This window comes from Janibacter indicus (assembly GCF_900176385.1).
In the GTDB taxonomy this organism is placed as follows: Bacteria; Actinomycetota; Actinomycetes; order Actinomycetales; family Dermatophilaceae; genus Janibacter; species Janibacter indicus.
On sequence record NZ_FWXN01000012.1, the window covers coordinates 115,348 to 135,847 of the forward strand.

The 20,500-nt window shown below is 72.8% G+C and carries 21 protein-coding genes; 6 read left to right on the forward strand and 15 right to left on the reverse strand.

Going from position 1 to position 20,500, the window contains the following annotated elements; translation table 11 throughout:
- Positions 1-3: 3 nt before the first annotated feature.
- Entirely contained in the window at positions 4-456 is a 453-nt protein-coding gene (locus B9B60_RS14795) for an SCP2 sterol-binding domain-containing protein (protein ID WP_084452578.1), read from the reverse strand.
- Between the two features lie 86 nt (positions 457-542).
- A complete protein-coding gene (gene topA / locus B9B60_RS14800; RefSeq protein ID WP_084452580.1) occupies positions 543-3,320 on the reverse strand; it encodes a type I DNA topoisomerase in 2,778 nt (925 codons plus the stop codon).
- A 154-nt stretch (positions 3,321-3,474) separates the two neighbouring features.
- Here topA and B9B60_RS14805 point away from each other — a divergent pair, with 154 nt between their 5' ends.
- Both B9B60_RS14805 and B9B60_RS14810 read left to right on the forward strand, forming a co-directional pair.
- Positions 3,475-4,260 (forward strand): dioxygenase family protein, encoded by a 786-nt coding sequence (locus B9B60_RS14805; RefSeq protein ID WP_084452582.1) that lies wholly within the window; start codon positions 3,475-3,477, stop codon positions 4,258-4,260.
- A 102-nt stretch (positions 4,261-4,362) separates the two neighbouring features.
- Positions 4,363-4,755 (forward strand): DUF4878 domain-containing protein, encoded by a 393-nt coding sequence (locus B9B60_RS14810; RefSeq protein WP_072625478.1) that lies wholly within the window; start codon positions 4,363-4,365, stop codon positions 4,753-4,755.
- Between the two features lie 294 nt (positions 4,756-5,049).
- Here B9B60_RS14810 and B9B60_RS14815 read toward each other — a convergent pair whose 3' ends face one another.
- The 5 genes from B9B60_RS14815 to B9B60_RS14835 form a co-directional block, all read right to left on the reverse strand.
- Positions 5,050-6,561 carry a DUF7059 domain-containing protein gene (locus tag B9B60_RS14815; RefSeq protein ID WP_084452584.1) on the reverse strand — a complete coding sequence of 504 codons (1,512 nt, stop codon included), beginning with the start codon at positions 6,559-6,561 and terminating at the stop codon, positions 5,050-5,052.
- 77 nt (positions 6,562-6,638) lie between these two features.
- Complete coding sequence (locus B9B60_RS14820; RefSeq protein ID WP_084452586.1) at positions 6,639-8,981, reverse strand: sodium-translocating pyrophosphatase; 2,343 nt, start codon at positions 8,979-8,981, stop codon at positions 6,639-6,641.
- Positions 8,982-9,079: 98 nt separating this feature from the next.
- Positions 9,080-9,835 (reverse strand): hypothetical protein, encoded by a 756-nt coding sequence (locus B9B60_RS14825; protein WP_143445608.1) that lies wholly within the window; start codon positions 9,833-9,835, stop codon positions 9,080-9,082.
- On the reverse strand, positions 9,832-10,827 hold the full coding sequence (locus B9B60_RS14830) for an NAD(P)-dependent oxidoreductase (RefSeq protein ID WP_159451224.1): 996 nt from the start codon (positions 10,825-10,827) through the stop codon (positions 9,832-9,834). The genes B9B60_RS14825 and B9B60_RS14830 overlap by 4 nt, the downstream gene beginning before the upstream one ends.
- A gap of 121 nt (positions 10,828-10,948) precedes the next feature.
- A complete protein-coding gene (locus tag B9B60_RS14835; protein ID WP_084452592.1) occupies positions 10,949-11,302 on the reverse strand; it encodes an STAS domain-containing protein in 354 nt (117 codons plus the stop codon).
- An 18-nt stretch (positions 11,303-11,320) separates the two neighbouring features.
- On the opposite strand from B9B60_RS14835, the gene B9B60_RS14840 reads away from it, so the two are divergent.
- From B9B60_RS14840 to B9B60_RS14850, 3 genes are read left to right on the forward strand one after another with little or no spacing between them, the layout of a single operon-like run.
- Positions 11,321-13,642 (forward strand): DEAD/DEAH box helicase, encoded by a 2,322-nt coding sequence (locus B9B60_RS14840; protein ID WP_084452594.1) that lies wholly within the window; start codon positions 11,321-11,323, stop codon positions 13,640-13,642.
- Between the two features lie 19 nt (positions 13,643-13,661).
- Entirely contained in the window at positions 13,662-14,216 is a 555-nt protein-coding gene (locus B9B60_RS14845; protein WP_084452596.1) for a hypothetical protein, read from the forward strand.
- Positions 14,217-14,225: 9 nt separating this feature from the next.
- Positions 14,226-14,609 carry a DUF1304 domain-containing protein gene (locus B9B60_RS14850; protein ID WP_072625485.1) on the forward strand — a complete coding sequence of 128 codons (384 nt, stop codon included), beginning with the start codon at positions 14,226-14,228 and terminating at the stop codon, positions 14,607-14,609.
- A 50-nt stretch (positions 14,610-14,659) separates the two neighbouring features.
- Here the strand turns inward: B9B60_RS14850 and B9B60_RS14855 are convergent, their stop codons facing one another.
- Genes B9B60_RS14855 through B9B60_RS14865 form a run of 3 tightly spaced genes read right to left on the reverse strand, consistent with a single transcriptional unit; the run spans position 14,660 to position 15,570 of the window.
- Positions 14,660-15,040, reverse strand: a complete 381-nt coding sequence (locus B9B60_RS14855) for an Rv3654c family TadE-like protein (RefSeq protein WP_084452598.1) — start codon at positions 15,038-15,040, stop codon at positions 14,660-14,662.
- Entirely contained in the window at positions 15,027-15,359 is a 333-nt protein-coding gene (locus B9B60_RS14860) for a TadE family type IV pilus minor pilin (protein ID WP_084452600.1), read from the reverse strand. Before B9B60_RS14860 ends, B9B60_RS14855 begins: the two co-directional genes overlap by 14 nt.
- A gap of 19 nt (positions 15,360-15,378) precedes the next feature.
- A complete protein-coding gene (locus B9B60_RS14865) occupies positions 15,379-15,570 on the reverse strand; it encodes a DUF4244 domain-containing protein (protein WP_072625488.1) in 192 nt (63 codons plus the stop codon).
- Between the two features lie 221 nt (positions 15,571-15,791).
- On the opposite strand from B9B60_RS14865, the gene B9B60_RS14870 reads away from it, so the two are divergent.
- Positions 15,792-16,346 (forward strand): hypothetical protein, encoded by a 555-nt coding sequence (locus tag B9B60_RS14870; protein ID WP_143445609.1) that lies wholly within the window; start codon positions 15,792-15,794, stop codon positions 16,344-16,346.
- Between the two features lie 7 nt (positions 16,347-16,353).
- On the opposite strand, the gene B9B60_RS14875 is transcribed toward B9B60_RS14870, so the two are convergent.
- From B9B60_RS14875 to B9B60_RS14895, 5 genes are all read right to left on the reverse strand, one after another.
- Positions 16,354-16,908 (reverse strand): type II secretion system F family protein, encoded by a 555-nt coding sequence (locus tag B9B60_RS14875; RefSeq protein WP_084452602.1) that lies wholly within the window; start codon positions 16,906-16,908, stop codon positions 16,354-16,356.
- Positions 16,905-17,606, reverse strand: a complete 702-nt coding sequence (locus tag B9B60_RS14880) for a type II secretion system F family protein (RefSeq protein ID WP_084452603.1) — start codon at positions 17,604-17,606, stop codon at positions 16,905-16,907. The genes B9B60_RS14875 and B9B60_RS14880 overlap by 4 nt, the downstream gene beginning before the upstream one ends.
- A complete protein-coding gene (locus tag B9B60_RS14885) occupies positions 17,603-18,640 on the reverse strand; it encodes a TadA family conjugal transfer-associated ATPase (protein WP_084452604.1) in 1,038 nt (345 codons plus the stop codon). The genes B9B60_RS14880 and B9B60_RS14885 overlap by 4 nt, the downstream gene beginning before the upstream one ends.
- A complete protein-coding gene (locus tag B9B60_RS14890; protein ID WP_084452605.1) occupies positions 18,637-19,353 on the reverse strand; it encodes a CpaE-like family protein in 717 nt (238 codons plus the stop codon). The genes B9B60_RS14885 and B9B60_RS14890 overlap by 4 nt, the downstream gene beginning before the upstream one ends.
- Positions 19,354-19,627: 274 nt before the next feature.
- Complete coding sequence (locus B9B60_RS14895; protein ID WP_084452606.1) at positions 19,628-20,485, reverse strand: Fic family protein; 858 nt, start codon at positions 20,483-20,485, stop codon at positions 19,628-19,630.
- Between the last annotated feature and the right edge of the window lie 15 nt (positions 20,486-20,500).

Here is a 20,500-nt window from a genome sequence, read left to right on the forward strand (position 1 = left end):
GCATCAGGCCTTCGGGATGTCGAAGAGGGAGGGGAACTTCGCGGCCAGGGCGATGTCACCCTTGGCCTTGATCTTGCCGCGCATCACGAGCATGGTCGGGTTGCCCCGGCCGGTCGCCATCTTGACGAACTCCGGCGGCGCCATCATCAGCGAGGCGTCGTAGGTCTCGCCTGCCTCGGGCGAGACGGCGCACGTGCCCTCGTTGATGACGATCTCGTAGGTGTCGTGGGGCTGCTCGTCCGGGCCTCCGGTGATGCGGAACTGGACCGTGCCGGCGACCCCCTTCGCCTTGTCGGGCCGGAAGAGCTCGGGGAAACGACCGAAGACGGCGTCGAGGACGGCGCCACGGTGCTCACCACGCATCGTCTCCGAGATCTCCTTGTCGGACATCTGCTTGACGGTCCGGGCGAACTCCTCAGGTGTCATCGAGTCGAAGGTCGACGGGTCCAGCTCCATGCGGTGCAGCTCCTTCGGTGCGCGGGTTGCTGCGACCATACCCACGGGTAACCACCCCGGCAACGCGTGCGTCGGGGTGGTTCCGCTCACGCCTTCTTGGCCGCCGCCTTCTTCGTGGCCTTCTTCGCCGTCGACTTCGTGGCCTTCTTGGCCGTCTTCTTCGCCGACTTCTTCGCCGACTTCTTGCGAGTCGTCGGCCCCTTGGCGCGCTTCTCCGCGATGAGTTCGTAGGCCCGCTCCGCGGTGAGCGTCTCGGGCTCGTCACCGCGACGGAGGGTGGCATTGGTCTCACCGTCGGTGACGTAGGGGCCGAAGCGCCCGTCCTTGACGACGACCTTCTTGCCGCTCACCGGGTCCTCGCCGAACTCCGCCAGCGGCGGCTTGGCCGCGGCGCGGCCACGCTGCTTGGGCTGGGCGTAGATCGCGACGGCCTCCTCGAGGGTCATCGTGAAGAGCTGCTCCTCGGTCTCGATGGAGCGCGAGTCGGTGCCCTTCTTCAGGTACGGCCCGTAGCGACCGTTCTGCGCGGTGATCGGCACCTCGACGGACGTCTCCGCGCCGTCCTCACCGGTCGTGGTCTCGGTGACCGTGCCGATCGTGCGCGGCAGCGAGAGGAGCTTCAGCGCCTGCTCGAGGTCGACCGTCGAGGGGTCCATGCTCTTGAAGAGCGAGGCCGTGCGCGGCTTGACCTTGGCCTTGCCACGCTTGGGCTTGTCGTCGGCCGACTCCTCGAGCACCTCGGTGACGTAGGGGCCGTAACGACCGTTCTTGACGACGACGTCGCGGCCGGTCTCGGGGTCCTGGCCCAGGACCCGACCGTCGTCGGCGGCCGCGGCGAGGAACTCGCGCGCCATCGCCGGCGTGAGCTCGTCGGGCGCCACATCGTCGGTGATCGTCGCCCGCTTGGGCGCCGGCGTCGTCTGCGTCTCGTCGGTGACCTCACCGGTGGCCGGGTCGACCCCCTTCGGCACGACCTCCTCGACGTAGGGGCCGTAACGACCGACCCGCACGACGATGCCGTCGCCGATCTCGATCGTCGAGATCGCCCGGGCGTCGATGTCGCCGAGGTCGGAGACCAGCCCGGACAGGCCGGGGCCGCTGCCCTCGTCGCCGTAGTAGAAGCGCTGCAGCCAGGCGACGCGGTCGGCGTCGCCGGCGGCGATCTCGTCGAGGTCGACCTCCATCGACGCGGTGAAGTCGTAGTCGACGAGCCGGCTGAAGTGCACCTCCATCAGGCGGGTCACCGCGAAGGCCAACCACGTCGGGACGAGCGCGGTGCCCTTCTTGCGGACGTAGCCGCGGTCCTGGATCGTGCTGATCGTCGAGGCATAGGTGGAGGGGCGGCCGATGCCGAGCTCCTCCATCTTCTTGACCAGCGAGGCCTCGGTGTAGCGCGCCGGCGGCGAGGTCTCGTGACCCGACGCGGTCGCGTCGACGACGTCGAGGCTCGCGCCCTCCTCGACCTTGGGCAGGCGGGCCTCGCCGTCCTTGGCCGGCTGCGCCGGCTCGTCGGTGCCCTCCTCGTAGGCGGCGAGGAAGCCGCGGAAGGTGATGACGGTGCCGGAGGCGGTGTACTCGGCGAGCTCGCCGGCCTCGCAGCCGGTGAGGTCGGCGCGCATGCGGATCGTCGCGGTCGAGCCCTTGGCGTCGGCCATCTGCGAGGCGACCGTGCGCTTCCAGATCAGCTCGTAGAGACGGAACTCGTCGCCCCGCAGCTCACCGGCCACCTGCGCCGGGGTGCGGAAGCGGTCGCCGGCGGGGCGGATCGCCTCGTGCGCCTCCTGCGCGTTCTTGGACTTCTTGCCGTAGACGCGCGGCGACTCGGGCACGAAGTCGGCGCCGTACATGTCGCGGGCCTGGCCGCGGGCGGCGGCCAGCGCCGAGCTCGACAGGTTGGTGCTGTCGGTACGCATGTAGGTGATGTAGCCGTTCTCGTACAGCTTCTGCGCCACGCCCATCGCCGCCTTGGAGCCGAGGCCGAGCTTGCGACCGGCCTCCTGCTGCAGCGTCGACGTGGTGAAGGGGGCGTACGGCCGGCGCGTGTAGGGCTTCTCGGAGACCGAGCTGACGGTCACCGCGGCGGCGATGGTCGCCTCGGCCACCTGGGTGGCGGCACGCTCGTCGAGCGCGCGGGCGTCCTTCTTGACCGCGCCGGTGTCGTCGAAGTCGGAGCCAGTGGCGACCTTGCGTCCGTCGAGGCTCGCCAGGCGCGCGGCGAAGGGGGCCGCACCGGTGCTGAACTTGCCCTCGACACTCCAGTAGGAGGCGACCTTGAAGGCCATCCGCTCGCGCTCGCGCTCGACGACGATGCGGGTGGCAACCGACTGCACCCGGCCGGCGGACAGCCCCGCCTTGACCTTGCGCCACAGCACCGGCGAGACCTCGTAGCCGTAGAGCCGGTCGAGGATGCGGCGCGACTCCTGGGCGTTGACGAGGTCGAGGTCGAGCTCGCGCGTGTCCTCGACGGCGCGCTGGATCGCCTCCTTGGTGATCTCGTGGAAGACCATGCGCTGCACCGGGATCTTCGGCTTGAGCGTCTCGAGCAGGTGCCACGCGATGGCCTCGCCCTCGCGGTCCTCATCGGTGGCGAGGTAGAGGGTGTCGGCGTCCTTGAGCAGACGCTTGAGCTCGGTGACCTTCTTCTTCTTGTCCGGGTCGACGACGTAGAAGGGCTCGAAGCCCTCCTCGATGTTGATCCCGAAGCGGCCGAAGGGCCCCTTCTTCATGTCCGCCGGCATCTCGGACGGGGTCGGGATGTCCCGGATGTGCCCCACCGACGCCTCGACGGCGTAGTCCGGACCGAGGTACCCCGCGATGGTCTTGGCCTTGGCGGGTGACTCGACGATGACGAGCTTGCTGGCCATGTGCGCCTCATCTCTCGACCCCACGTGCAGCGGATTCGTCGCTGCCTCGACGTGGGGTCATCTCGGGGCGACCGTACTACGCCGTGCGGGGCGACCCCCTTCGCCCCGGGATGGGGGCTGGCGTTTTGTTGAAGATACAAGTATTGTGGTCGGCATGACCACTCCTCCCGTCCTCTTCCTCTCGCACGGCGCCCCGCCGCTGGCTGACGACGCCCGGTGGACCGCCGAGCTGGCCCGCTGGTCGGCCGACTTCGACACACCGAAGAACATCCTCATGGTCTCGGCCCACTGGGAGGACGCGCCGGTCACGGTGAGCCCGACCCAGCGCAAGGTGCCGCTCACCTACGACTTCTGGGGCTTCCCCCAGCACTACTACGAGGTGCAGTACGACGCACCTCTCGCACCCGAGCTCGCCTCGGAGGTCTCCGGCCTGCTCAAGGCGAAGGGGGTCGACGTCCAGCGGGACGAGACCCGCGGCCTCGACCACGGCGCCTACGTGCCCCTCGTGGAGATGTACCCCGACGCGGACGTGCCGGTGCTGCAGATGTCGATGCCGACCCTCGACCCGCACCAGCTCGTCGAGCTCGGCCGGGCGCTGGCGCCGCTGCGCGACCAGGGCACCCTCATCGTCGGGTCCGGTTTCACAACCCACAACCTGCGCTGGTTCAACCCCCGCGCCGGCGCGGACGTCACCCCGCCGACCGCGTCCAGCGAGTTCGACCACTGGGCCGCCGAGACCGTCGGTGCCGGCGACATCGATTCGCTCGAGCGGATGCTCGAGCTGGCCCCCGCCGGGCACGAGGCGCACCCGCGCACCGAGCACTGGGCCCCGCTCTACATCGCGATGGGCGCGGCCGAGGCCTCCGGCGCGACGCAGCGCGATGTCGCGGTCGACGGCTTCTGGTTCGGCCTGTCGAAGCGCTCCTGGCAGTTCAGCTGAGCGTCCACGGGCAGTCCTCCCCATCGCACGTGTGAGGTGGCGTCGTTAGTGTCCTGCGTGAGGGGCGACCACACCGCCCGCACCACGAACAGGGAGACCACCATGAAGAAGCTCGTCACACTGGCCATCGCCGGCACCTTCACGCTCGGCCTGACGGCCTGCGGCAGCGGCAACGACGCGGAGCAGGCCGTCGAGGACTTCGCCGCCGCGGCCAAGGACAAGGACTACGCCGCGCTGTGCGAGTCCTTCGACCCCGAGATCGTCAAGACGCTCGAGGAGGCCGACCCGGGCAAGGACTGCGAGACGATCTTCAAGGAGAACGAGAAGGAGCTGCAGATCCCCGACAACGCGGACGTCGACATCCAGAGCTCCGAGATCGCCGAGGACGAGAAGACCGCGACCGTCAAGGTCAAGAACCAGGACGGCGACGAGGAGGAGATCAAGCTCAAGAAGGTCGACGACGAGTGGAAGATCACCTTCGACGGCATGAGCTGATCACCCAGCACGACACGAGGGCGGCCCGGTCACTGGGCCGCCCTTCGTCGTCCCCGCTCCCACGCCCGGTCGAGGGCACCGCTCCCTGAGTGGGTCCCACGTTCCGCGTGGGCGGTCGCCCGCGACCGTCTCGAAGGGACGCGCACGTCGAGAGGATCCGGCGTGGCGTCAAGCCGAAGTCGAGAACGACGACGGGACCACACGAGGACGAAGGACTTCGGCAGCGCGCCGGGTCTTCTCGACGGGAGCACCGCAACCGAACCGGCGCGCTACGACGGACCAGGCGGGGACGGCCTACTCCGGCAGGAGCAGCCCGTCGGCGGCCAGCCGCCGCACGAGGGTCGCGCCGGCGCCGAGGGCCTCGCCCGTGGGGACGTCGAGCAGGGCGCTGATCGCGGTGAGCGACTGACGCGCGGTGAGGTCGCCGTCGCAGACGGACACGAGGGCTGCGTCGAGGGTGTCGAGCCGGACCGAGCGCGCCAGACCGCCGCCCTGCCGCAGGACGATGACATTGGGGTCGCTGGCGCCGGGCGTCGCGTGCGTCTCGGTGGTCACGTCGGGTGCGCAGCGCCACGCGGTGTCGAGCAGGGCGTCGTCGTCGAGCCCGGCGAGCCGGTCGCGGGCGACGAGTCCCGCGGCGACCGTCGGCCCCATCGGGGTCGCCACCGGTCCGGTCGCCTCGACGAGGTCGACGAAGGGAGCCCGCTCCCCCGTCGGCCGGTGCAGGGTGATGATGCCGAAGCCGATCTGCGCGACATCGCGCGAGGCGAAGTCGTCGAGCCACGCGCCGACGAGCGCGTCGTGCTCGCTGGTGCCCGGCAGGTGCCCGCCGTCGCGGGTCCACAGCTCGGCGTACTCCGCCGGGTCCTGGACATCGCGCTGGACGACCCAGGCGTCCAGGCCACTGGCCTCGACCCACGCGCCGACGCGCTCGCGCCAGTCCTGGCCGGCAACCGTCTCCCAGTTGCCGAGCAGCTGGGCGACGCCACCGGGCGCCAGGTGCGCGCCGATGCCCTGGGTGAGCGCGGCGACGACGTGGTCGCCGGCGGCCCCGCCGTCGCGGTACTCGTAGAGCGGCACGTCACCGCTGCGCGGCGTGATGACGAAGGGGGGATTGCTCACGACGAGGTCGAAGGCCTCGCCGACCACCGGCTCGAGGAAGGAACCCTCCCGCAGGTCCCAGTCGACCTGGTTGAGGGCGGCGTTGAAGCGGGCGTAGCCCAGGGCTCGCCGGGACAGGTCGGTGGCGACGACGGAGTCGGCGTGACCCGACAGGTGCAGGGCCTGGACGCCGCACCCGGTGCCGACGTCGAGCGCGCGGGCGACACGGGTGCGCGGGGTCCACGACGCGAGGGTCGTCGAGGCGCCGCCGATGCCCAGGACGTGGTCGACGGGCAGCGGCTCGCTGCGCGCGTGCTCCGTCGGGTCGGAGGCGACCCACCAGGCGTGCCCGGCGTCGTCGCCGTAGGGGCGCAGGTCGCAGGTGGCGACGACGTGCGCGCCGTGGGGCTCGACGACCCCGAGCCGCACGGCCCCGGTGACCCCCGTGCGGGGCAGGGCCCGGGCGAGGTCGTCGGCGGCGGTGGGCAGCCCGAGGCCGAAGCACCCGATCAGCACCCCGAGGGGGTCGGTGGCGCCGGCGACCGCGCGCCGGGCCGGCAGCACCTGCTCGCGACCGAGGGCCGCAGCGGCCAGGTCACCCAGGCGTTCGTGCACCTCGTCGACGCCGAAGGCGGCGTCCGTCAGGTCCGCGCGCAGGTCGTCGAGCAGCTCGGGGTCGGTGCGGGGCGTGGTGCTGGAGGTCACCTGCCGAGCCTAGCCAGCCCGCCCCCTTCGTCGGCACCACCTGGTGCGGCGCCGACGAAGGGGGGCGGGGCGGGCCGTCACGCGCGCTGGACGGCCGGCTCGCTGTCGCTGTCGCTGTCCGCCATCGCGACGTCGTCCCGCTTGGTGATGACGAGCGCGACGACGACGACGAGCAGCGCCGCGGCGGCGATGCCCCAGCGGATCATCTGATCGCCGTCGCTGCCGAGGTAGAGCGTCACGACAGCGGGTGCGATGAGGACGGCGACGAGGTTCATCACCTTGATGAGGGGGTTGATCGCCGGCCCGGCGGTGTCCTTGAAGGGGTCGCCGACGGTGTCGCCGATGACGGCTGCCTCGTGCCCGGGCGAGCCCTTGCCGCCGTGGTGGCCGTCCTCGACGATCTTCTTCGCGTTGTCCCACGCACCACCGGAGTTGGCGAGGAAGACGGCCATCAGCGCACCGCAGGCGATGGCGCCGGCGAGGAACCCGGCGAGGGCACCGATGCCCAGGCCGAAGCCGACGATGATCGGCGTGAGCGCCGCGAGGAGGCCGGGCGTGGCGAGCTTGGCGAGGGAGTCGCGGGTACAGATGTCGACGACCCGGGCGTACTCGGGCTTCTCGGTGCCCTCCATGATCCCGGGGTGGTCGCGGAACTGCCGCCGCACCTCGTGGACGATCGAGCCGGCCGCGACGGTCACGGCGTTGACCGCGAGCCCGGAGAAGAGGAAGACGACCGCGGCGCCGATGAGCACGCCGACGAGGACGCTCGGCGAGACGATCTGGGTGTTGACCATCTGCTCGAAGTCGGCGACCCGGTCGGCGCTGACCGACCCCTCGTCGATGCCCCGCACGGTCGAGGTCCACGCGTCGGTGTAGCTGCCGAAGAGCGCCGTCGCGGCGAGCACCGCCGTCGCGATGGCGATGCCCTTGGTGATCGCCTTGGTCGTGTTGCCGACCGCGTCGAGCTCGGTGAGCACCTGGGCGGCCTCGCCGTCGACGTCACCGGACATCTCGGCGATGCCCTGGGCGTTGTCGGAGACCGGGCCGAAGGTGTCCATGGCGACGATCACCCCGACCGTCGTCAGCAGGCCGCACCCGGCCAGGGCGATGAAGAAGAGGCCGAGGACGACCGATGATCCGCCGAGGAGGAAGGCGAGGTAGATGACGACGGCGATCGTCACCACCTTGTAGACCGCAGACTCCAGGCCGAGCGAGATGCCCGAGAGGATCACCGTCGCCGCACCGGTCTCGGTGGTGCGCGCGACGTCCTTGGTCGGGCGCGAGTCGGTGCCGGTGTAGTAACCGGTCATCCGCAGGATGACCGCGGCGAGCACGATGCCCAGGACGACGGCGAGGAGCGCGGCCCGGCGCGGGTCGCCGACGAGCTGGGCGACGGTCTCGTTGGGCGAGGACAGGTCGCCGTACGAGCCGGGCAGGTAGAGGTAGGCCGCCCCGGCGCACAGCACCGCCGAGATGACCGCGGAGATGTAGAAGCCGCGGTTGATGGCGTCGAGGGCGGACTCTCCCCCCTTCGCCCGGGTGATGAAGATGCCGATCATCGCGGTGACGGCGCCGATCGCGGGGATGAGGAGGGGGAAGACCAGGCCGTAGGAGCCGAAGGCCGCGGACCCGAGGATCAGGGCGGCCACGAGCATGACGGCGTAGGACTCGAAGAGGTCGGCCGCCATGCCGGCGCAGTCACCGACGTTGTCCCCGACGTTGTCGGCGATCGTCGCGGCATTGCGCGGGTCGTCCTCGGGGATGCCGGCCTCGACCTTGCCGACGAGGTCGGCGCCGACGTCGGCGGCCTTGGTGAAGATGCCTCCGCCAACCCGCATGAACATCGCGAGCAGCGCGGCGCCGAAGCCGAATCCCTCGAGCACCTTGGGGGCGTCACCGCGGTAGGCCAGGACGACGATCGCCGCACCGATGAGGCCGAGCCCGACGGTGAACATGCCGACCGTGCCGCCGGTGCGGAAGGCGATGCGCATGCCGTCGTCGCGCCCGGCGGAGCGCGCCGCCTCGGCGACGCGGACATTGGCCTTGACCGCGAGCGACATGCCGAGATAGCCGATGGCCGCCGAGAAGGCGGCGCCGAGGACGAAGAAGCCCGATCGGCCCCATCGCACGCCCGCCGAGTCGGCCGGGAGGAGGAGCAGCAGCGCGAAGACGAGCGCCACGAAGATCACGAGGGTGCGGAACTGGCGTCGGAGGTAGGCGTGCGCGCCCTCCTCGACCGCCCCGGCGATCTCCTGCATGCGATCGGTCCCGGCGCCGGCGGCGATGACCTGCTGCCGCAGGACGACGCCGAGCGCGAGGGCCACGACCCCGATGGCGGCGACGCCACCCACGAGGGCCAGGTTGGTGCTGTCGAGGTCGATCGACGACGCGGTGGACAGGGTCGCGAGCGTGACTGCCATGCCATCCTCCTTGATGAGCGCGGGTCACGGTCGGTCCGCCGTCGAGGCGGGCTCAGCCGTTGGCCCACACTACTGCCGGGTCGACCTCCGTGCCGGACTCACGACACCGGCTCCGGATCGACCTCTCGGGCGGGGCTCCCGATCGGCGCGTCGACGGGCTCGTGCGCCGCCCCGTCACGCGGGGCGCCCACTGCGACAACAGGCTCCGCGGCCGACCGCTGAGCGAGCCGATCGACCAGCCCCAGCAGCCGGAGCGTGACCGCCGCGAGGTAGGACAGCCCCGCCCACAGCTCGACGCACTCCTCGAGGGACTGCTGGACGCGTTCGGCCTGCACCGACCAGGTGCTCGGATCGATGGAGTCGGTGCCCACGGACACCACGGAGAGTCCGATCCCCAGGACGAAGAGCCCACGCACCCAGCGATCCCGTCCCAGCGAGCGCACGACGAGGGGCAGCACGAGCAGCCCGGCCAGGGCCACGAGGATGAGGATGAAGTCGCCGGGCGCCACCCACGTCAAGCCGGGCAGGCGCACGTCGCGTGGTGCGAGGATGCCGTCGCGCACCCGCTCGTGGAGGGCGAAGCGCTCGTCCAGCGCGAGCGCGAGGAAGCCGACGGCCAGCAGGCTGTGACCGAGTCGGGGCCCGCGACCGATGATGCCGGCGACGTACCACGCGAGCAGGCTCATCACCCCGGCAACGACGAGGGTCACCGACTGGAACCACGTCATCGGGACCTGCTCGGGGGCGATCCACACCCACCAGGTCGGGTACTGCGCCGCGGCGAGCAGGACGGGGACCACCATGCCGGCCACCGCGAGCGCCACGACGACCACGCGTCGGCTGCGGCGGCTCATGCGACCGACTCCTCGCTCGTCACCGCGACCCGGTGGGCAGGGCTGACAACGTCGACGTGCCGCCGGTGCACCGCTGCGACGAGCGCCCGTCCGAAGTGCTCCGCCCCGCGGGCGAGGACCTCGTCCCGCCACCAGGCGCTGTGCCCGGTCTGCAGGATGCGGCCCTCGGCGAGCAGGTCCGCGTGGTCCATGCGGTCGAAGGGGGCGTCGTCCACCGCGTAGCCGCGCAGGTGCCGCAGGCGCAGGGCCGCGACGACCGCGTCGGTGTCGACCAGGCAGGGGCGGCCGACGTTGACGAGCAGGGCTCCCGGCTGGAGCATCCCGAGCCGGGCGAGGTCGATGATCGGCCCACCGTGCGGGGTGGTCGAGGCGCAGATGGTGACCGCGCGGGCGCGGTGCAGCAGGTCCTCGGTCGAGGTCGTCTCGATGCCGACGTGCTCGGCGGCCCGCCGCGCGGCCGGGTCCGGGTCGGCGCCGATGACCCGCATGCCGATGCCGGTGGCGATGCGGGCCAGGTGCAGGCCGATGCGACCGATCCCGATGACCCCGAGTGTGCTCCCGCAGAGCTCGACTCCGCGCAGCGAGGTCTGCGCGGGCACGCGACCGCGGGAGCGGTCATTGGCCAGGTGGGAGCGGGTCGCCAGGGACAGCAGCATGCCCAGTGCGTGCTCGGCCACGGCGCCGGTCGCGTAGTCGGGCAGCGTGGTCAGGGTCAGGTCGTGCCGGGCGAGGGCGTCGAGCTGGAGGTGCTCGTAACCGGTGGCGTAGAGGACGATCGAGTGCAGGTGGGGCAGTCGCTCGAGCAGGTTGTCGTCCAGGTGCGGCAGGGTGGCGTTGGTCGTGCCGAGGACGGTGGCGCGGCGCAGCAGGTGCGCCGCTTCGACCGGGCCTGGTGCGTCGTGGCACACGACGAAGTCCAGCGCGGCCTGCTCCTCGATCTGAGCCGTGTGGGTCGGGGTCAGCGACCCGGTCCCCGCACGGCTCAGCACCACGACGTGCTCCCCCACAAGATCTCCTCATCGTCGAGAGGTGATGTGCTGCAGGTCACCCTCCCACACAGGCGCTGTCGTCTCCGGGATCCCGGACCCCATGGCGCGGCGCGGGGAGGGGCGGCTACTGCTGGCTGGCCGCGGCGGCCGTGACGGCGCTCTCGAGGTCGGGGTGGATCTCGAGGAGCTGGTCGAGACCGGTGATGGTGAAGACCCGCACGACCCGCTCGTGCGCGGCGGCGACCGTCATCGTCCCGCCGTGGCGCGCCAGCCGCTTGAGCCGACCGACGACGATGCCCAGGCCGGTGGAGTCCATGAAGGTGACCTCGGTGAGGTCGAGCGTCAGCCGCCTGCGCCCGTCGGCGATGAGGGCCTCGAGCGCGTCGCGCAGGATCGCGGCAGAGGTCACGTCGATCTCCCCGGCCACGTGGACGACGTGGACCGGGCCGGACTCGCTGGTCGTGACGGTGGTGGGCACCGGCCTACCGTAGACGACATGTCACGGCAGATCCCAGACGCTCCCGAGCTGCTCGCGGGGCTCGCCGCGGGTCGCGAGGAGCGCCTGCGGCACGTCGAGCGGATCCCCGCGCGGGCGGCCGACGAGGTCGACCTGCCCGACTGGGTGGCCCCGCCGCTGCGCGGCGCCCTCGCCGGGGCGGGCATCGACCGGCTGTGGTCCCACCAGGCCCGCGCGGCCGAGGCGGCACGAGAGGGGAGGCACGTCGTGCTGGCGACCGGCACGGCCTCGGGCAAGTCACTGGGCTATCTCCTCCCTTCGCTCACGGCGGTGCTCGAGGGCCGCTCGGCAGCCAACGGGCGGGGCGCGACCGCCCTCTACCTCTCCCCCACCAAGGCGCTGGCCGCCGACCAGCTGGCCCGCATCCAGTCGTGGGCGGTGCCGGGGATCCGGGCGGCGACCTATGACGGCGACACCCCGACCGACGAGCGCCGCTGGATCCGCGACCACGCCGACGTGATCCTCACCAACCCCGACCTCGTCCACCACTCCCTGCTGCCAGGGCACGAGCACTGGGCGCACGTGCTGCGGCGGCTGCGCTACGTCGTCGTCGACGAGTGCCACGTCTACCGCGGGGTCTTCGGCTCCCACGTGGCGCTGGTGCTGCGACGTCTGCGGCGTGTCGCGCGGCGCTACGGCGCCGACCCGGTCTTCGTGCTGGCCTCGGCGACGGTGGGCGACCCGGGCACCCACGCCGCCCGCCTCATCGGCGACGACGTGCTCGAGGTGACCGAGGACGGCTCGCCCCGCGGCGCCCTGACCTTCGCCCTGTGGCAGCCGCCGGAGGACGAGGAGGGCAACCGGCGCTCGCCGACGACCGAGGCCGCCGACCTCATGGCCCACCTCGTGGGACGCGACGTGCAGACCCTGGCCTTCGCCCGGTCACGAGCGGGGGTCGAGGCGCTCGCGTCGTCCGCGGCGCGTCAGGTGAGCACCACCGACGAAGGGAGGATCGCCGCCTACCGGGGTGGGTACCTGCCCGAGGAGCGACGGGTCATCGAGCGACGCCTGCGCGAGCGCGACCTGCTCGGGCTGGCCGCGACCAACGCGCTCGAGCTGGGCATCGACATCGCCGGGCTCGACGTCGTGCTCATGGCCGGGTGGCCCGGCCGTCTGGCCTCGGTGTGGCAGCAGGCCGGGCGCGCCGGGCGCGACGGGCAGGACGCCCTCGCCGTGCTGCTCGCCGCCGACGACCCGCTCGACACGTGGGTCGTCGAGCACCCCGAGGCGATCTTCGACGCACCGGTCGAGTCGAGCGTCCTCGACCCGACCAACCTGCGCATCCTCGTCCCGCACGTGGCGTGCGCCGCCGCGGAGATCCCGGTGACGCTCGCCGACGAGCAGTGGTTCGGCGCCGGCCTCGCGGGGGTCCTCGAGGTGCTCGTCGCCCGCGGGCTGCTGCGCAAGCGGCCCGGCGGGTGGTTCTGGACCCGGCCCGACCGACCGGGTGAGCACGTCTCCCTTCGCGGCATCGGTGAGGTGGTGAGCATCGTCGAGGGCAGGTCCGGTCGGGTCATCGGGACCATCGACGCGGAGTCGGCCCACAGCCAGGTGCACACCGGCGCGGTCCACGTGCACCAGGGCCGCACCCATGTCGTCACCGAGCTCGACCTCGAGCAGGCCACGGCCACCGTCGCCGTGGGCGACCCCGGGTGGTCGACCCACGCTCAGTCCGTCTCCTCCTTCGACGTCGTCTCGGAGGAGTCGGGTGTCGACCACGGTCCGGTGCGCATCAGCTTCGGGCGGGTCGACGTGCGCCACCGGGTGACCGGCTTCCTGCGCCGGCTGCCGAGCGGCGAGGTCATCGGTCGGCACGACCTCGACCTGCCCGAGCGCACCCTGTCGACCCACGCCGTCTGGTGGACGATGACGCCGCAGTCCCTGGCGGCTGCGGGCATCGACGAGGCGGACGTGCCGGGTGCCGCCCACGCTGCCGAGCACGCGGCGATCGGCATGCTGCCGCTGCTGGCCACCTGCGACCGGTGGGACATCGGCGGGGTCTCCACGGACCTGCACCCCGACACCGGGCTGCCGACGATCATGGTCTACGACGGGCACCCGGGCGGCGCGGGCTTCGCGGCGACGGCGCACGAGCGCATCGGGCAGTGGCTCCCGATGACCCGCGAGACCATCGCCGGGTGCGGGTGCGGCCAGCGCGGCTGCCCGGCCTGCGTCGTCTCGCCCAAGTGCGGCAACGGCAACGAACCCCTCGACGCGAGAGGCGCGCTCGCCCTGCTTGACCTGCTCCTGGACGCTCTGGGTCATAAGGTGGAGGACCGCATGTCGGCGCCCCCTGGCTGACGCAGACGAAAGGACCACCATGGTCATCCTTGGCCTCATCCTCGTCCTCATCGCCGTCGCCATCGGCGCGGCCCTGCTGCTCGGCACCCAGGCCCCGGAGGTCTCGGGGCAGGAGGTCGACATCCGTCTCTTCGACGCCGTGACGATCAACCTCAACCCGCTGACCCTCGTCATCGCCGGCATGCTGACGATGCTCCTGCTCTGGCTGGGCCTGGTCATGATCAAGGCGGCACTGACCCGCAAGGCCAAGCAGCGCCGCCTGCGCAAGGAGCAGGAGGCCGAGTCCAAGCGCCGGCTCGCGGAGCAGGAGGCGGCGCACCAGCAGGAGCTGCGCGAGCGTGAGCGGGCCATCGAGGACCAGCGCGTCTCCACCGAGATCGCCCGCGAGCGGGCCGAGGTCGCCGAGAGCCACGACCCGGCGCTCGGCCAGCCGACCCAGCGGATCAGCACCCGCGGCGCGGCCCCCGTCGACGACGCCACCCGCCCGATCTCCCGCGAGGGCGGGCCGGTCTCCCGGGACGGCGGTCCGGTCGACGACGCGACGCGCCCCATCCGCCGTGACCCACGCCCCTGAGAGCCGGCGATGATCCTCGCCGGCCTGGTGCTCGCGGCCCTTGCGGCCGCCCTGCACGTCTTCATCTTCTACCTCGAGTCCTTCGCGTGGACGACCCGCGCCCGCGGGGTGTTCGGCACGAGTGCAGAGGAGGCCGAGGCAACGCGCGAGCTCGCCTTCAACCAGGGCTTCTACAACCTCTTCCTCGCGATCGCGGTCTTCGTCGGCATCGCCGCCTTCGCGCTGGGCTCCGACACCGTGGGTGCGACGCTCGTGCTCGTCGGGGCCGGGTCGATGCTCGCCGCCAGCCTCGTCCTGCTGCTGTCGAGCCCCGACAAGGCCGCCGCCGCCGTCAAGCAGGGGACCCTGCCGGCGCTCGCGGTTGCCGCCCTGGTCGTGGGGCTGCTCGTCTGATCTCTCCCGCACCGACGTGCGCCGGGTCGCCGGCAGCCGGCGGTGCCGACTCACTCCTGCGCGCCCGGCCCGGCGCGCGCCCGGCCCTCGGCCTGATCGGGCCCCACCCCCGCCAGGCGAAGGGGGATCTTCGCCGCGACCGTGACGGTCACGTCGCCACCGCCCGCGACCACGCAGGAGAGGACCTCGACGTCGTGCCGACGGGCGACACGGGTGGCCTCGGCGCACGCGCCCGCAGGGTCCGAGACCTGCTGGTACTCGATGGCCCCGGCGAGCGCCGCGACGTCGGCGGCCGAGCGCGCCACGTGCGCGGCCCGCACGGCCGACAGCACCGCGAGCGTGGCGACCGTCGCCGTCAGCAGGACGGCGATCAGCCCGACGGCCAGCACGCTCGACGACCCGGCTTCTCCCCGCAGCTCACGGCCCGACATCGACCGACTCCACCCGCGCGGTCGACGAGCAGCTGCTCTCGGGCGCGACGAAGGAGACCCCGGCCGGCGTCGGGCTGGTCACCGTCACGGTGACGTCCCCGCCGGAGCGGGCGACGTCGATGCGCGCTCCCTCGGGTGCGGTCCGTGCGGCGAGCTCCAGTGCCCGTGCCGGCGCCTCGCCGCGCGCGAGCTCGCGGACCGCCACCCTCGCCGCGTCGACGCAGCGGACCCGGTCGACGCCCCACGAGAGCGCGGACAGGCAGATGACCAGGACGAGCACGACCGCGGGGAGGGTGAGGGCGAGCTCCGCCGTCACCATCCCCGCGTCGTCGGTCGCCCTAGCGGATGCCGAGCGCCTCGAGGATGACATCCGACAACCCGGACTTGATGCCCCCGGACTTCACGACCGCGAGCAGGACGATGGCAAAGGTGCACGCGGCGAGCGTGCCGACTGCGTACTCCGCCGTCGTCATGCCGGCCTCGCACGCCAGCCGGGCCCGGTGGCGCCACCGGACGATGGACCTCTTCATGGGACTCTCCTCCCTCGGCGGCACCCGGTGTGCCGCGGTGAGATCCACCCTTCGCCAGCCGGGACCCGTGTGACAGGTGCCGTCCGAACCTGTGGACAGCTGCCTCTCCCCCGACAGCGGTGGGGATGACCGCCGGACCAGGGCTGGCCGGCTCGCCAGAAGCGCGCGGCTTCGTTCGCAGACGGCTAACCTCGGTCCCCACGAGCACGAAGGGGGGTGCGATGGCGACGAATAGGGGCACGGTGGACCGCCGTGGGACGCGACGGGATCTGTGGGTTGTCGGGGGCGCGGTGTTGCTCGCCGTCCTCGTCACCTTTGGGCTGTCGGTCGTCCGGGACAGCACGCCCGGCGTGGTGTCGAGCGAAGGGGGCAGCACCAGCACCTGCACCGCACCGCCGGGGGCGGGCGCAGCCTTCAGCGACTTCATCCCCACCGAGGACGACGCGGACTTCGAGCTCGTCGAGGTCCGACTGATTGGGGCGAACAACCTCGAGCTCGTCGAGGCGAGGGCGGTCGCGGTCCCGGAGGAGAGGCAGGAACGGACCCCCTTCGGCGCCGCGCACTGGCCGCTCAGCCGCGACGGTCAGTGGTGGTGGGACGAGGCAGGTCGCCAGCAGGGCCCCCTCGCCGGTTGGATCGGGGTGATGCTGCACGTCTCGCGGCCCGACCCGACGAGAGCGGGCACGAGCGACGCGCTCGAGATCGACTACACCTCCCGTGGCCGTCCGGGGACCCTCGAGCGTGCGCATGCGCTGCGGGTGGCCGAGGGGTGCTGAGCCGCGGTCACCCGAGCTGCGTGCCGACGAGGACGACGACGATCGGCACCACGGCCGTGGCGATGAAGGCCGGGAGGAAGCACAAGCCGAGGGGCAGCACGAGAAGCACGGCGGCGCGGCCGCCCGCCTCCTCGAGCCGTCGGGACTCGGTGTCGCGCAGGGTCGACGCAGCCTCGAGCAGCACGGCCGCCGAGGGCGCCCCGACGGTGTCGGCGACAACGAAGGCCGTCGCGGTCGGTCCCCACGCCGATCGCGCGTAGCCCCAGGCACGGTCCATCGAGCGCCCCCAACGCAGCGCAGCGGCCACCTTGCGCAGGTCGGCCGCGGCGCCGGCCGCGGCGACCTCGGCCACCTCGTCGAGCGCCTGCACCAGACCCCGGCCGGACTGGAGGGCCAGGGCGAGCAGCACAGTCGCATCGGCCACGTCGTCGACCGTCAGCGGAGGTGAGGGTGCGCCGTCGGGCGTCGGCTCGACGCCGCGACTCCACCGGCCGAAGGGCGCCGCCCTGCCTGGCCACAGGCCGACGCCGAGCACGACGAGGAGCGTCACCGCCGCACTCATGCCTCCTCCCGTGGGGCGACTGCCCGCCCGAGGACCCACCGGCAGACCAGCCACCCCGCTGCCGTGAGCGCGAGACCGACGACGACGCTGAGCATCGTGAGCGGGCTGTGACCGTAGACCTCCCACGGGGTCAGTCCGAAGGCGAAGCCGGCGAGCAGCCCGGCCAGGGGCAGGAGGGTCAGCAGGTGCATCGTCGCCCGGGCACCCGCGGTCGAGGCGTCGAGCCGACGCCGAGCCTGCACCCGGGCTCGCAGCACCTTGGCGCTCGTGGCCATCGACGGGGCGAGCGCGACCCCGAGGTCCTCGCTGAGCGACCAGGCACCGGCTACCGGAGCCAGGTGCGGGTGGTCGCGGGCATGCAGCTGCCAGACCACGCCCGCTGCTCCCCCTCGAGCCAGCTGTACCCCGACCTCCTCCAGGACCTCTCGCCACGGCCGGGGTGCCTCACGTGCGACGACGTTCACCGCCGAGACCGGGGTCGCCCCGGAGCGCAGCGCCATGGCGAGCAGGTCGGCGACCGTGGCGAGCGACTCGAGGTCCTCGATCGGCGCCCTGCCGGCCCGGACCCGCCGCCACCAGCCGAGGGCTGCTGGCCCCCGGGCGGCGACTGCGTCTGTGCCCCGCAGACCCACCCGACTCGCGCGCCCCGGCCACACCAGCGCGGCTGCCAGGACGAGGCCCACGACGGCGAGGCTCATGAGCGCACCCCCGGCAAGGGGCCGATCGAGTCGACGACCCGCCGGCCACCCACCCGCCGCAGGTGGACCACCACCTCGAGAGCGCTGGCCACCTGAGCACGCACCGCGTCGCGCCCCATGCCGGCGAGCGCCCCCAGCGCCTCGAGCCGGCTGGGGACGTCCTCGGCACGGTTGGCGTGCAGGGTGCCGCAGCCACCCTCGTGCCCGGTGTTGAGGGCGAGCAGCAGGTCGCGGACCTCGGCACCGCGCACCTCTCCGACGACGAGTCGGTCGGGACGCATGCGTAGGGCCTGACGCACGAGGTCGACCATCGTCACCTCACCCGCGCCCTCGGTGTTGGCCGATCTGGCCTGCAGACGCACCACATGGGGGTGACCGACCTGGATCTCCCCGACGTCCTCCACGACGACGAGACGCTCGGCGTCGGGCACCTCGGCGAGGAGCGCCGCGAGCAGGGTCGTCTTGCCGGTGCCGGTGCCGCCCGTGACGACGTAAGCGCGCCGCTCGGCGACGATCTCGCGCAGCGCGTCGGCCTGTGCGCTCGTCGTCATGCCGAGCCGGACGAGGGCGTCGAGACCACCGCCCCGGTGCCGCGGGATGCGCAGGCTGAGGTGCGCTCCCCCGGCGACGAGGGGCGGGAGGACGGCGTGCAGGCGGATGCCGCGTGGCAGCAGGCCGTCGACCCAGGGCTGGGCGTCGTCGAGCCGCCGCCCTGCCGTCGCCGAGAGTCGGGTCGCCAGACGCCGGACGGCATCGGCATCACCCACGTCGAGGTCGACCCGGGTGACGCCCTCCCCGCGGTCGACCCACACCGAACCGTCGCCGTTGACGAGGACGTCGGTGACGCGCTCGTCCTCGACGAGCGGGTCGAGCACACCCAGCCCCATGAGATCGGCTCGCAGCTCACCGGACCGCCGAGCAGCTCCGCCCCGGCCGAGTCGGGCCGCCTCGCTGCGGGCGACCTCGTCGATGACGCCCGGGTCGGGTGCGCGGCCCGCCTCGACCTGCGCGTCGATCGCGCTGGACCACCTCATGACGCCAACCCGAGAACGCGCTCGGCCAGCCCGGAGGTCTGACTCGGCAGCGCATCGGCCACCGACCTGGCCACCTCGCCGACGGGACCGCGGGGGCGCGGAGCTCGCCCGCGGGCCTCCTCCCGCAGCACCCCCGGGTCGTCCGCCAGGTGGTCGAGCAGCGGCAGCCCCAGGTGCTCGGCGGCTCGGTCGGCGACCCGCTCGGAGCGTCGCGGCCCACGCGTGACGAGCAGTGCGTGGTCGCACGCGCCACCCATCACCTCGACGAGGGCCTCGCCGTCACGCAGCCAGCGGGGCCGCAGCCCGACGAGCACCACGACGACGTCAGCCAGCTCGCGCCACACGGGCGGGACCCGCCCGGAGCACGGGAGGTCGACGACGACCGGCCCGGCGGCGGACAACCCGCGCACGACCTCGGTGACGACGGCCGGCGAGGGCCGTGGGCCCCGGGCAGCGAGCACCGGGACCGGCCCCAGCGGCAGGGCACCGCGCAGCCGGCCCACGTCGACCTCGCCCTCGTGCTCGGCCAGGTCGGACCACCTCAGCCCGTCGAGGTGCTCGACCGCGACCGTCGCATCGAGCCCGCCGGCACCGAAGGCGCCGTCGACGAGCACCGGTGAGGTGTCGCGGGCGAGGACGGTCGCGGTGACGGCGGCCAGCGTGGAGACGCCCAGTCCGCCGGATGCTCCGGTGAGGATGACGATCGGGTGCATGCCTCGACCCTGCCGCCGGATCGGCGGCCCGCGGGGGCGAGCGTGGCGCCTGTGGAGACCGCCCGTGCGGAGTGCAGGTCTGGGGACGAAGCGCCTGTGTGATCTCCCCCGGAAAAGGGGACGGCCCCGGCGGGGGAGCGCCGGGGCCGTCAACGCGCGAGCTCCGGGGGGGAGGGAGCCGTGCGTTGGCCGCTCAACCCGAAGGGAGCAGCTGGTACAACTGTAACCCCGAGTCGGGGTCCACGCCTACTCAGCGAGCAGGACTGGTGGTGTCTCACTGACCGAGGCGTCCTGCGCGCACCGAGTCGGCCACCCGCCAGCCCTCCTCCGCGCCCGCCACGAGGGAGTCGCCGCAGTGCGTCAGCCACAGGGTCACCCCCGGCTGGCCGCCGTGGACGTAGCCGTTGAGCGAACCCAAATACGCCGGTCCCCCTTCGTGCCCGTGGCCGGCCTCGGGCACCGCGACACCGGTGGGGTCCAGCCCGGTCGCGGCGATCAGGGCTCGCTCGACGGCGCGGGCGACGATTCCGTTGCCCACGACGAAGGGACGCGCCGCCGCGATCTCGGCGTGGACGATGGAGGCGACGACCAGGGCCGGCGCCTCGCTCGCGTGGCGCATGAGCTCGATGATCCCGTCGAGGCGGGCCCGCAGCTGCGCGCCCGTCGGGGCCGGACCGAGGTCGGCGAACTCCTCGCACCCCTCCCCCTCGACGCGCGGTCGACCGAGCTGGTCGCGGTCGGTGACGAGCTGGGCCGCCGCAGCGGTATGCAACCTGGCGAGCGCCTGGCCCGGCGACCGGGTCACGAGGTCGCGCAGGTGCTCGGTCTCGGCCGTCGCGGCGATGGCACCGTGGATGACCCGCTCGGCCGGGTCCGGGTCGGGGTTGCGCTCGCGGGCGCCCCGCATGAGGTCGCGCACGATCGTCGCGGTCGAGCGGGCGCCGTCGAGCTCCGCGCTGGCCCACGCCCCGCGCACCCGCGACTCCGCGGAGGCCTCGGGGATCCGCCGACGCAGGGCCTCGTGCCACCGCAGGTTGGTGCACACCTCCCGGGCACGATCCGAGGCGGCGGCCACCTCGGGCAGGTCGGCGAGCTGGGTCAGGGCGGTGACGAGAGGGCTGGAGACGGGCACCCGTCCAGCCTAGGC

Coding starts and splice junctions, on each gene's coding strand:
- B9B60_RS14880 (WP_084452603.1), bottom strand. CDS start 17,606: ATGAGCCTCGCCGTCGTGGGCCTCGTCCTGGCAGCCGCGCTGGTGTGG.
- B9B60_RS14855 (WP_084452598.1), bottom strand. CDS start 15,040: ATGTCGGGCCGTGAGCTGCGGGGAGAAGCCGGGTCGTCGAGCGTGCTG.
- B9B60_RS14850 (WP_072625485.1), top strand. CDS start 14,226: ATGATCCTCGCCGGCCTGGTGCTCGCGGCCCTTGCGGCCGCCCTGCAC.
- B9B60_RS14885 (WP_084452604.1), bottom strand. CDS start 18,640: ATGAGGTGGTCCAGCGCGATCGACGCGCAGGTCGAGGCGGGCCGCGCA.
- B9B60_RS14840 (WP_084452594.1), top strand. CDS start 11,321: ATGTCACGGCAGATCCCAGACGCTCCCGAGCTGCTCGCGGGGCTCGCC.
- B9B60_RS14870 (WP_143445609.1), top strand. CDS start 15,792: ATGGCGACGAATAGGGGCACGGTGGACCGCCGTGGGACGCGACGGGAT.
- B9B60_RS14865 (WP_072625488.1), bottom strand. CDS start 15,570: ATGAAGAGGTCCATCGTCCGGTGGCGCCACCGGGCCCGGCTGGCGTGC.
- B9B60_RS14875 (WP_084452602.1), bottom strand. CDS start 16,908: ATGAGTGCGGCGGTGACGCTCCTCGTCGTGCTCGGCGTCGGCCTGTGG.
- B9B60_RS14860 (WP_084452600.1), bottom strand. CDS start 15,359: ATGGTGACGGCGGAGCTCGCCCTCACCCTCCCCGCGGTCGTGCTCGTC.
- topA (WP_084452580.1), bottom strand. CDS start 3,320: ATGGCCAGCAAGCTCGTCATCGTCGAGTCACCCGCCAAGGCCAAGACC.
- B9B60_RS14820 (WP_084452586.1), bottom strand. CDS start 8,981: ATGGCAGTCACGCTCGCGACCCTGTCCACCGCGTCGTCGATCGACCTC.
- B9B60_RS14845 (WP_084452596.1), top strand. CDS start 13,662: ATGGTCATCCTTGGCCTCATCCTCGTCCTCATCGCCGTCGCCATCGGC.
- B9B60_RS14890 (WP_084452605.1), bottom strand. CDS start 19,353: ATGCACCCGATCGTCATCCTCACCGGAGCATCCGGCGGACTGGGCGTC.
- B9B60_RS14810 (WP_072625478.1), top strand. CDS start 4,363: ATGAAGAAGCTCGTCACACTGGCCATCGCCGGCACCTTCACGCTCGGC.
- B9B60_RS14825 (WP_143445608.1), bottom strand. CDS start 9,835: ATGAGCCGCCGCAGCCGACGCGTGGTCGTCGTGGCGCTCGCGGTGGCC.
- B9B60_RS14795 (WP_084452578.1), bottom strand. CDS start 456: ATGGAGCTGGACCCGTCGACCTTCGACTCGATGACACCTGAGGAGTTC.
- B9B60_RS14805 (WP_084452582.1), top strand. CDS start 3,475: ATGACCACTCCTCCCGTCCTCTTCCTCTCGCACGGCGCCCCGCCGCTG.